An 11,901-nucleotide genomic window follows, 5' to 3' on the forward strand; every position below is an offset into this window, starting at 1 on the left:
TTGTTCTTAAATAGAACAACTCTTAGTATTTTTGTTATTACAGTTTAAATTGGGAAATTGTTTTCTGAAGCTCCTCGGCTGATTGTTGTAAAGTTTGAATGGTTTTATCTAAATTTTCAACAGTAGATACTTGGTAATCCGCTGATATTGCCACAGTTTTCGTCTGTTCTACTGCCACATTTACAATGGCTGCAACCTGCTCCATTGATGCAAGAACCTCTTCAGAGCTTGCAGACATTTGTTCTGTTACTGCTGAAACATCCTGTACTTCTTCATTTACATGTAGTACAGATTTAAGCACCTTATTTAAGTCGTTTCCGATTTCTTCCACAGCTAGTGACCCATTCTGAACATCTTCTGCACTTTTAGCCATTTCTTCGAGCGCTTGAACTGTTACTGTTTGGAATCCTTGTATATGATTACGAATTTCTTCCGCAGAGTTCCTCGACATTTCTGCAAGTTTTCTAACTTCGTCAGCAACAATTGCAAAGCCTTTACCTGCTTCACCTGCACGAGCAGCTTCAATTGCTGCATTTAATGCAAGAAGATTCGTCTGATCGGCAATACCAGTAATAACTGAAACCATCTCTTCAATGGAATGATATTTAGCTCCTAAATCTTTTACATGTTTTTCAGTTGCGAGTACAGAAGCTTCCACATTTTTAATTTGTTGAACGACTGACTTGGAATTTGTTGCACTTGTAGTAACAAGTTCTGTCATGTCACTGGATGATGTGGCTACTAATGTAGAAGAATCGGCAATTCTCTGAATACCAATAGTCATTTCTTCCATAGCTGTTAATGCTTCATCATTATTTGTTTTCTGTACTTCAGAACCAGAAGCTATTTTATAAATACTTTCAGATATTTCATCATTTGACGTTCTAACTGACTTCATTACTTCCTCTAATTCATCAGATACTTTTAATAGTGAACCTGCTGTTCCATTCATATTTGTTAGAATAGAGGATAATTGTCCAATTGATTTTCGAAATGATATCGCAAAATCCGATATTTCATTACTCTGTTTTAAAGAAACAGTTTTCAATATCTCCTCAGCCCCCTGGAGGTCTCCATTTGCAAACCTAGAAGAAGCATCTTGCATTTTTGTTAATGGCTTCAATGAATTTCTAATATAACGAAAGAGTATAAAAGAAATGATTGCTCCTAAAAGAATTACCATTATCAAAGAAAAGGGAACAGATTCTTTTAAGCTTTTTTGTTGAATTACTTGGACATCTGCTGCAGAAATATCAACTGCTACAATTCCAATTGTTTCACCAGCTTCGTTTTTTAAAGGAGCATATGATGACAAGTATTCCCCATATACTTCATCCTCGACTATATCTGTGTAGCTTCCAGTTCCATTTAATGCACCTTCTACAGCTTTATAATCCGTTCCTTCACTTATATCTCCTGGTAAATAAGCGCTATCATCATCTTTTTCTGCAGCATCGACAAGTATTGTTGCTGTTTCTCCTTCTTTAGGAATATCCGTGATATACGCATACAATATGCCATTTTGTATTAGTAAATCATTTAACTCTTCTCTTAACTCCCAATACTTTTCATTTTGTTCAGGGTTCTTTTTAAATTCTTCATAGGCTGTGGTATCAACTAACGTAGCTATATTTTGCGCTATATTTATACCATTTTGCCCTAATGTATCCTTGACCGTGTTATTCGTATTATATATAAGGACAGAGATGAATAATGCCACAAGTACAAGTATTCCAATGACAAAATATAGTGTGATTTTATTTCCTAACTTAGAGGAATGTTGCTTCATAGCAATTTACCTGCCTTCTGTGGATTTGAGATGAATATGAGAAATGACAATGAGCCTAACAATAGTGCTATAAGAACTAAGAAGCTTAATCCATCAAATAGTTGAATAAATAGACCACCTAAGAAAGGTCCCGACAAACTTCCTAAACTAAAAAATATTCCGCACAATAGATTACCTGTTGGTAATAATTCTTTTGGTGTTAAATCGGTCATATACGAAATACCAAGTGAAAATGTGGAACCTACAAATATACCTGCTATAAAAAACAAACTTCCTACTACTAGAGCGGAGGTTTCGAACATACTAGCTACCCCAAAGGTCACTGCGCCACATGCTAGTACTAATATAAGCACTTTTCTTCTACCAATACGGTCACTTAATACTCCTAACGGTAGCTGTGAAACGACACCGCCTATAGAGAAGGCTGCAAGTATAAAAGATAGATCTTTAATTTCCAAGGCATTTCGAAGTCCATACACAGGATAAATTGCGTTTAAAGAGGATTCTAAAAAGCCATAGCTAAAAGGGGGAATAAATGCTATCCAAGCAACTGCAAGTGCTGCTCCAAATCGTTTCCATGTCCCTGATAACGACGCACTATCAGTAAAAACTTCTGGTTTCTCATTTTTAATGAAGAACACAAGGACCCAAGCGCATAAACAAAGAATACTAGAAATAATGAATGGTAAACCTTCAAAAATTTCGACCAACTGGACGAATAGAGGTCCTACCGCAAAACCAATTCCAAACGATAATCCATAAATAGCTATATTTCTACCTAATCGATGCTGTGGGGAAAAGCTAGTAATCCAAGTCTGCGTAGAAAAATGAAGTGCATGATCACCAATTCCGATCAATAACCGCAAAACAAACCAAAACGCTACACTTTTCCACAAAGGGAATAGCATTAAGGACACAATAACAAAAAGCCCACCGATAATAATAATCGGCTTATAGCCAAATTTTCGCAATGGAGGTTCCATAAACGGAGAAATTAATAATGTACCTATGTATAATCCAGTAGCGCTCAACCCATTTAAGGTTGCACTAATCCCGTCTTGTTCAAAAATAACAGATATTAAAGGTAGCAACATTCCTTGTGAAAAACCAGATATGGAAACAATAATGACTAAAATACTGAAACGTTTTTTTTCTTCTACTGTAAATTCATGCATAGTAATACCTCTTTTTATCCAAACTAATTATCTAATAGCATTAGTTTAGCAGAGAATACGTCTTGTTAATATAAATATTTACACAACAAAAGGCTCAGCCGGTATCTTTTAAGATAGTGGACTGAGCCGTTACATATAACTATTATTCACTTGTATATTCATAACTGCATTTTCGGCATGTTTGCCGGTGAAATGTCTAAACACCCTCCTTCTACTGATTAGAATGGTCGACTATTCACTACGGCCTCCCTTCTATGTATCTTAAAGATAATTTATCATATAAACAGAATATTGTAAAGATTGTAAATACACAAATCATTAAATTAACTCTTTAGACCTATCTTTTCTTTGAAAATTCCTTTATCCTATACATATAAAGTGAGGTGTTTTTCTGTGGGTAATCATATTTCAAATCCAGAACAACAAGTATCCTATTTAAAAGATCGACTACAAATGTTTTTAGAAGTATTAGACACAATCGAGCCCGAGACAACTGAACTTGAAGATATAGACCGTCTAATCCAAATGATGGATGACCTTGAATTAAAAATGGAGCAGTTTAAAAACACAAAAGAATAATCGAAAAGTTCGGAATGACTTCATTCCGAACTTTTTTGTTTTTGGCGTACGACTACTGTTCTCGGGCGGATAACCACTGCGCTTTGGCGCATACTCCTGTTCCTCGGGCACTCGATGGATTCGCGGGCGGATGACTGCCATTCTCGAGCGGATAACCACAACGCTCGGGCGCTACTACAGTTCCCTCGGGCGCTCGACGGATTCGCGGGCGGATGACTGCCATTCTCGAGCGAATAACCACAACGCTCGGGCGCATACTCCTGTTCCTCGGGCGCTCGACGGATTCGCGGGCGGATGACTGCCATTCTCGAGCGGATAACCACAACGCTCGGGCGCTACTACAGTTCCTCCGGCGTTCGATGGGTCCGTGCGTGGATGACTACGCTTCTCATGTGGATGGATGAATGAATTTTCCGGTGTCGCATCTACCACAAAAGCGTATTCTCAAGTATTTATTCCCCCGACAACTCTTTTTTTCATCCTAATAAAATAGTATACTTGTAATGTTTGTTACCTATATACATATCAAAGGAGCGTTTGCATCATGCAATTGGAGCAATTAGAGAAAAGTATTTATGATTTGATTACCGAAACTTCTACAAATTTACCGAAAGATGTTCGTCGTGCGATCAAAAAAGCAAAAGCAGCAGAAAATGCTGGTACACGTGCTGCGATGAGTCTGGATACGATTACAAATAATATTCAAATGGCCGATGATAATGTTTCTCCTATTTGCCAAGATACTGGTTTACCAACTTTCAAGATTAAAACACCTATTGGCGTAAACCAAATAGAAATTAAAGCTGCTATTAAGCGCGCTATAGCTACAGCTACTAAAGATGCAAAGCTTCGTCCTAATGCAGTTGACTCTTTAACTGGTGCGAACAGTGGAGATAACTTAGGAGACGGGCTCCCTGTTGTAAAGTTTGAGCAGTGGGAAAAAGACTATATCGAAATGAAACTAATTTTAAAAGGTGGCGGCTGTGAAAACAAGAATATTCAATATAGCCTACCAACTGAATTAGAAGGTTTAGGTCGTGCTGGTCGTGACTTAGACGGGATTCGCAAATGTATTCTACATTCTGTTTATCAGGCCCAAGGACAAGGCTGTTCTGCTGGATTCATCGGGGTTGGAATCGGTGGTGACCGTTCTTCTGGTTATGATTTAGCAAAAGAACAATTATTCCGTCATGTGGAAGATACTAATCCAAATCCTGATCTAGCAAAATTAGAGCAATATATAGTTGAAAAAGCTAACACATTAGGTATTGGTACAATGGGCTTCGGTGGTGAAGCGACTTTACTAGGCTGTAAAGTTGGCGTCATGCACCGTATCCCTGCTAGTTTCTATGTTTCTGTTGCTTACAATTGTTGGGCGTACCGTCGTATGGCGATTAATATTAACCCAACAACTGGTGAAATTATCGAATGGCATTACCAAGATGGAGAGAAAATTGAGTTCAAGGACCAATCCTCAGAAGAAGCTCCAAAAAAAATAGTGGAATTACAAGCTCCTATCACAGAAGAACAAATTCGTGAACTACAGGTTGGGGATGTCGTATCGATAACTGGTCGTATGTATACTGGCCGTGACGCAATACACCACCACTTGATGAGCCATGATGCACCAGTTGACCTAAATGGACAAATTATTTATCACTGTGGTCCAGTTATGCAAAAAGATGATGCTGGTGATTGGCATGTACGTGCTGCAGGTCCAACTACGTCAATACGTGAAGAGCCTTACCAAGGTGATATTATGAAAAAATTCGGCATCCGTGCAGTTATCGGAAAAGGTGGAATGGGTCCAAAAACACTTGCTGCTCTTTCCGAACATGGCGGAGTTTATTTAAATGCAATTGGCGGCGCTGCTCAGTATTATGCAGATTGTATTAAAGGTGTAGATGGTGTGGATCTGATGGAATTTGGAATCCCTGAAGCAATGTGGCATCTTCGTGTTGAGAAATTCACAGCAGTTGTAACAATGGACTCTCATGGAAATAGCTTACATGCTGACGTGGACAAGTCTTCATTAGAAAAGCTTTCTGCTTATAAAGAAAAAGTTTTTAGCTAATGTGATTCAGTTAATTTCATAAGTACTTATGAAACTAAAAAACAAACTATTATATATGAAATCACCTTTTTTTATTTTAATCAATTGTAGTGTCTAAAGTAGAATGTTCGATTAAAACAAAATAGCATTAGCACTAAGCCCTCCTTGACTTAAAAATACAAGTCAAGGAGGCTTTGTTATTGCTTGCGAAAAGTGTTCTCTTGTTTCTGCATCAATACGCTCGCTTCGAACTAATATTAAGCTTTTTTAAAGTTAATTCAATCTGTTGACTTATAAAAACCACTAGATTATAATAATTATAAATTAGTAATGAATATAAAGTGGGTTTCCTATTCGGAAGTCCATTTTCTTCATTTATAAGGACTATTAATATTGAAATTCATTATCAAGGAGGTTTTTATATGACAACGATAACTAATAAAAAATCTAACCCACTATTTCTTTCGAATTTAATGTCTCATGTGGAATTGGTAGCAGCTCTTTTTTCTGGGGTACTGATTCTTATTGCATGGCTATTAAGTAACGCACAGCAAGAAACAGCATCGATCATTTTCTATTTACTAGCATTTGTAATAGGTGGGTATGCAAAAGCCAAAGAAGGTTTAGTAGAAACATTTAAAGAAAAAGAGTTAAATGTAGAGTTGCTGATGATATTAGCAGCAATCGGATCTTCTATCATCGGCTATTGGACAGAAGGAGCAATCCTAATTTTTATATTTGCAGTAAGTGGTGCTCTTGAAACGTACACAATGAATAAAAGCAAAAAGGAAATTTCATCTCTCATGGAACTTCAGCCCGAAGAGGCATTGCGATTAAATAGTGATGGCACTACTTCACGAATCTCGGTGAGCGAGTTAGTTGTAGGTAATCAACTTATTGTAAAACCCGGTGAACGAATCCCCGCAGATGGGAAAGTTGTAAGTGGCAATACTGCAATTGATGAATCCGCAATTAGTGGTGAGTCTATTCCTGTAACTAAACAGTTACATGATGAACTATTCGCTGGAACAGTTAATATGAGCGGTGCTATTACGATGGAAATGACAAAGGAAAATGAGAACTCACTTTTCCAAAAGATCATTAATCTTGTGCAAACAGCTCAGGATGAAAAATCTCCTGCTCAACAGTTTATTGAACGCTTTGAAAGTACCTACGTGAAAATTGTTTTAATCTCAGTAGCATTTATGCTTTTCCTTCCTCACTTTGTACTTGATTGGGACTGGAACACAACATTTTACCGAGCGATGGTTTTATTGGTAGTGGCTTCACCTTGTGCTCTCGTAGCATCTATTATGCCAGCCACTTTAGCAGCAATTTCGAACGGTGCTAAAGTTGGTATATTATTCAAAGGCGGAGTACATCTGGAAAACATTAGTGAAATGAATGCAATTGCATTGGACAAAACTGGTACGCTAACTACCGGTAAGCCAGTCGTTACAGATTTCTTAGTACGACCAGATTTAGATAGAATGTCAGCCTTAACAACACTAGCAACTATCGAGGGACAATCCAATCACCCCCTAGCTATAGCAATTACAGCTTTTGCTAAAATAGAAGGCGTAGGATCTCTTCCACTAATCCATATTGAAGATAAACCTGGATTTGGAATACAAGCTACAATTGACGGAGAATCAGTATTAGTAGGAAAACCTGATTTTGTTAATAAAAACGATGCCTTTACCTTTCATAACGGAATTGCTTCTACCCTTACAGAAGAAGGGAAAACTGTCATCTTCATGCGAGATGGAAAAGGAATCGCTGCTGTTGCTGCTTTAAAAGACACAGTTAGAGAAGAAGCAAAAGTCGCGATTAAACAGCTCCAAGCACTAGGTATTAAAACAGTAATGCTTACAGGTGACAATGACAAAACGGCAAGTGTGATCGCAAAAGAAGCTGGAATTGATCAATATATTGCCGAGTGTCTACCAGAAACTAAAGTGAAACATATGAAAGCGTTACTTAAGGAACATAGCTTTGTTGGAATGGTTGGTGATGGCATCAATGATGCTCCCGCGCTTGCAACAGCAACAACTGGATTTGCCATGGGAGAAGGAACAGATGTTGCACTAGAAACTGCAGATATCGTTCTTATGAAAAATGACCTATCTAAAATTGCATATGCAGTGAAAATGTCACGTAAAATGCGTCGAATCGTTAAGCAGAATATCATTTTTTCAATAACTATAATCGCACTTTTAATCGTCTCGAATTTCCTTCAAGTAGTAGACCTGCCGTTAGGGGTAATAGGTCATGAAGGTAGTACCATATTAGTCATATTAAATGGATTGCGAATGCTCAATAGGAATATATAAGAGAATTAAAAACAGCCGATCTTTCTAGGTTAAAACCTGTTTCGATCGTTTCCGAAGTGCTTTAGACCGACGTTTTGCTATAGTATTACCTAGTGAATTTGTAGTGAGTATTGGTTGTGACTGCCGTCACAACCAATACTCACTTTTTCGGTAATCTTATGGCGTTCTCCTGTCCCTAGCCCTTCTACAACAATTAGAAACAGGTTAGTGCGTTTTTGGATAACAAGAGAAAAGAGACTTTCCAATTCATAGGTAAGCGCCAGAAGATACAATTTCTGGTGCTATTTCGCTTCTTTAGTTTATAAACACTCCCTATTTTTCTTTATTTCCACTAGTAGAATAAAATTGTCTGCTTTCCTCTATCAGCGAAAAATAGTATTTCTATTTCATCAGCGATTACCAATCATTTTGTCCCTATATTTGCGTTGACTAATCTTATCATCTAAGCGATATGCTTCTCCAAATCTTCTAGTGGGGTACTACCCCCGTTTGATTAGATTGTAAGGTGGCTACTCCAGCGGGAACACCGAGAAATTCTCGAGATGAACTGACCCCCTGGTACGGAAATCACAGTATTATTCATTCTCTCATGCTCCATGAGCCCAGTATTCACTGGACCTTTTTATATACCTTCTTAATCTTTAAACAAAAACAGAAGGACATCGATTAGACGCGTCCTTCTGTTTCCTTTTTTTCTAAAGCTATTTTACGTTCCTGCATAACTGCATTTATCTGACCACCAACCAACAAGATGATTCCAGAAATATATAACCATAACATTAATACAATAATCCCTCCGATACTTCCATACGTAGAAGAATAGTTAGAGAAATTACTAACATAAAACGAGAATCCTAATGATACGATAATCCAACCAAATGCTGCAAAAGCAGCTCCTGGTAATACACTTCTTAGGAATAATTTTGTATTTGGAACTATCCAGTACAATGCAATTAATACCACAAACATAATTAAGGGACTAATCGTCCATCTCAAATTATTCCAAAGCTTTACAAAGCTTTCTTCAAAACCAAAGTATGAAAATAGAATTGTACCAATTTGTTGACCGAATACCGGTAATACTAGCGCTACTATAAATAACATAATCATTAATAACGTAAATACAATAGATAATAGTCTAACGATGAAAAAGGGTCTTGTTTCTTCAAGTGCATATGAACGGTTTAAAGATTTTACAATTGCATTCATCCCATTTGAAGCAGACCAAATCGTACCAATAATCCCGATAGATAGTAACCCACCGTTCCTACTCACCAAAACTTCAGTCAATGTTTCCTCAATAAGAATATATACTTCCTGTGGTGCATAGTTTTCTAAGAGACGAAAGACTTGTGCCTCGTCTAAGTTTAAGTATGGCAATAAGGTTATTATGAAAATTAATAATGGAAATAGGGATAATAGGAAGAAATAGGCTAATTGTGCTGCAAAGCCTGCAATATCCGTTTTCTGAATATGTAGTATTAAATGCTTTATGTAACCAGACCATGTAGTAAGATCATGATGCACTTCTTCCTTCTTTTCATTCTTTTTTATATTTAGAAATTTTAACTTCTCGAACCAGCTGGGGCTTGAGGATGAAGTTTTTTTATTATCTTTTTTCTCATGAATATCTTTCACTCCATCCTCTCCTTTCTGTGCAACGATTACTTTTTTGGTTCAAAAATACTTTTTTCTTCCTTTTCTGGAACTACAATTGATTTGTACTCCTCTTTTGATTGAGAAAATGCATCTTTCGTATCTGTTAATAATGTTTTAACCTGAGGGGTGATTTCCTTTGCCTCGTTAACTTTTTCAGTTAAATACATTGCATCTGATGAAAACTGATCATAGACCGATTTCCATTTTGTTATTTGCTGTTCGATATTTGTTTTTAATTCTTCCCTATTTTTACTGTAATATTGAATTTCATTTCGAATGTATCTTGTTTTGTTCATAACTGAATCTCTTGTTTTTCTGTCAAGCATTGTTAGAGCTCCACCAACAACTGCACCACATATAATACCTTTTAAAAATTTATTTTCACTCATCCAAATTACCTCCAAGTTTAACTATATAGATGCTTTAATTATACCCTCACCAAAATAGAATCAAACAATATTTTCATTTATTTAAAAAATAGTCTTGACTAGCACACTGAATTTTACGAATATTGTAACAAGGGTAAATAATATGAAAGGATGATAGATTTCTTTTTAGACAATAACATAGGGGGTAATGTTGATGGAACAATTGAATGAGTTTTTAGGAACGGTATCATCCTTTTTATGGGGAATTCCACTCTTAGTATTAATAGTAGGTACTGGTATTTATTTAACATTGCGTTTAGGAATTTTACAATTACGCTTGTTACCTGCTGCATTGAAGCAAGTTTTCTCCAAAAATCATGATAAGTCTGCAGAAGGAGATATCTCACAGTTTCAGGCTCTCACTACAGCATTGGCCGCAACGGTTGGTACTGGTAATATAGTTGGGGTTGCCACTGCGGTAGTTCTAGGTGGTCCTGGGGCAATATTTTGGATGTGGATTTCTGCATTCTTTGGAATGGCGACAAAGTATGGAGAAGCGGTACTAGCTGTTAAATATCGTGTTAAAGATGCCAATGGTGAAATGGCCGGCGGACCTATGTACTATTTAGAACATGGTTTAAAACAAAAGTGGTTGGCTGTTTTATTCGCAATTTTTGGGGCAGTGGCAGCATTTGGTATCGGAAATGGAACACAATCCAATTCTGTTGCAGGAGTTGTAAATGATACTTTTGGAATTGAAACATGGATAACTGGAATTGTATTAACTGCTTTTGCTGCTTTAGTTATTCTAGGTGGTATTAAATCCATTGGTAAAGTTACTGCGATTTTTGTTCCTGTAATGGCGGTTTTCTATATTGTTTCTGGTTTAATTATTATGATTTTGAATGTTACAGCTATTCCTGAAGCATTTGTAACCATTTTCAAGATGGCATTTTCAACTGAAGCTGCGGCAGGTGGAGCAATCGGTGCTGCTATTAGATATGGTATTGCTCGTGGGGTATTCTCAAATGAGGCTGGTTTAGGTTCAGCCCCTATTGCTGCAGCTGCGGCAAAAACAGACCTTCCTGGTCGCCAAGGGCTTATCTCGATGACTCAGGTATTTTTTGATACATTTATCATTTGTTCAATTACTGGTATCACAATTGTCATGTCTGGAATATATACCGACAAAAGTTTAGCTGCAAATGAAATTACAACTGGAGCGTTTGGACACTTCTTAGGTGACTTCGGACCAATTGTAGTAGCAATTGGATTGATATTCTTTGCTTCATCCACGATAATTGGCTGGGCTTATTACGGAGAGAAATGTTTCCAATATTTATTCAAAAATCCTTCACTTCTAATTGTGTATCGTATTGCTTTTGTCTTGATGGTATTTGTAGGATCTGTTGTTTCATTAGATTTAATCTGGACTTTCTCAGATATAACTAATGCATTAATGGCTATTCCTAACTTAATTGGACTACTAGGACTTTCTGGTGTAATTATTTATGAAACGAAAAAAATTCAAGAGAAATTAAAAGAAGAAAAAGAGGCAGCAAAATCTATTTAGTGTTTGACATTGCAGGCTTAGCGTGAAATGATTAATTCTAATGTATGAAAGGCAGGTTACTACGAATGAATTTATCACAACCCTCAGCAGAAAATGTCACGTATATGATTGAAACAATTAAAGAGAAACTTCGTATGGTCAATGTAGATGCAATGAGATCAGAGGATTTCAATGCAACACAATATGATGATCTTGTTTACTTATACGAAATGGTTAAAAAAAGAGATACTTTTAGTCCCAGTGAAATGCAAGCAATTGCATCTGAACTAGGAAACTTAAGAAAATAAGTACAGAATCATGTTCATTAAAAATGGTTAGTCGTGAATAACATCACGATTAACCATTTTTTGTATATAAAATATACGTTTTTTG

Annotated in this window: 9 protein-coding genes; 5 read left to right on the forward strand and 4 right to left on the reverse strand. The window is 36.7% G+C overall.

All coding sequences use genetic code 11. The features are described from left to right. Nucleotides 1-37: 37 nt before the first annotated feature. The gene (locus ACQCPR_RS15380; RefSeq protein ID WP_427137450.1) at nt 38-1,789 is read right to left on the reverse strand and encodes a methyl-accepting chemotaxis protein; all 1,752 of its coding nucleotides are present in this window, start codon (nt 1,787-1,789) and stop codon (nt 38-40) included. Further along, nucleotides 1,786-2,964, reverse strand: a complete 1,179-nt coding sequence (locus ACQCPR_RS15385) for an MFS transporter (protein WP_090568423.1) — start codon at nt 2,962-2,964, stop codon at nt 1,786-1,788. Before ACQCPR_RS15385 ends, ACQCPR_RS15380 begins: the two co-directional genes overlap by 4 nt. Before the next feature lie 393 nt (nt 2,965-3,357). Here ACQCPR_RS15385 and ACQCPR_RS15390 point away from each other — a divergent pair, with 393 nt between their 5' ends. From ACQCPR_RS15390 to ACQCPR_RS15400, 3 genes are all read left to right on the forward strand, one after another. Beyond that, nucleotides 3,358-3,543 (forward strand): SE1561 family protein, encoded by a 186-nt coding sequence (locus ACQCPR_RS15390; RefSeq protein WP_090568418.1) that lies wholly within the window; start codon nt 3,358-3,360, stop codon nt 3,541-3,543. A gap of 544 nt (nt 3,544-4,087) precedes the next feature. Further along, nucleotides 4,088-5,617, forward strand: coding sequence for a fumarate hydratase (locus ACQCPR_RS15395; protein WP_090568415.1), 1,530 nt, complete (start codon nt 4,088-4,090; stop codon nt 5,615-5,617). A 401-nt stretch (nt 5,618-6,018) separates the two neighbouring features. After that, the gene (locus ACQCPR_RS15400) at nt 6,019-7,929 is read left to right on the forward strand and encodes a heavy metal translocating P-type ATPase (RefSeq protein ID WP_427137451.1); all 1,911 of its coding nucleotides are present in this window, start codon (nt 6,019-6,021) and stop codon (nt 7,927-7,929) included. A 666-nt stretch (nt 7,930-8,595) separates the two neighbouring features. On the opposite strand, the gene ACQCPR_RS15405 is transcribed toward ACQCPR_RS15400, so the two are convergent. Together ACQCPR_RS15405 and ACQCPR_RS15410 are read right to left on the reverse strand one after the other, a co-directional pair. After that, a complete protein-coding gene (locus ACQCPR_RS15405; protein WP_427137452.1) occupies nt 8,596-9,567 on the reverse strand; it encodes a YihY/virulence factor BrkB family protein in 972 nt (323 codons plus the stop codon). A 26-nt stretch (nt 9,568-9,593) separates the two neighbouring features. Next, nucleotides 9,594-9,977: a YtxH domain-containing protein gene (locus ACQCPR_RS15410; RefSeq protein ID WP_427137453.1), complete on the reverse strand. Its 384-nt coding sequence runs from the start codon at nt 9,975-9,977 to the stop codon at nt 9,594-9,596. Nucleotides 9,978-10,170: 193 nt separating this feature from the next. Here ACQCPR_RS15410 and ACQCPR_RS15415 point away from each other — a divergent pair, with 193 nt between their 5' ends. Continuing rightward, nucleotides 10,171-11,529, forward strand: a complete 1,359-nt coding sequence (locus ACQCPR_RS15415; RefSeq protein ID WP_090568406.1) for an alanine/glycine:cation symporter family protein — start codon at nt 10,171-10,173, stop codon at nt 11,527-11,529. A 65-nt stretch (nt 11,530-11,594) separates the two neighbouring features. Further along, the gene (locus tag ACQCPR_RS15420; protein ID WP_090568404.1) at nt 11,595-11,816 is read left to right on the forward strand and encodes a DUF1128 domain-containing protein; all 222 of its coding nucleotides are present in this window, start codon (nt 11,595-11,597) and stop codon (nt 11,814-11,816) included. The last annotated feature ends 85 nt before the right edge of the window (nt 11,817-11,901 follow it).

The sequence above is a fragment of the Psychrobacillus psychrodurans genome, assembly GCF_050209195.1.
Classification (GTDB): Bacteria; Bacillota; Bacilli; order Bacillales_A; family Planococcaceae; genus Psychrobacillus; species Psychrobacillus psychrodurans.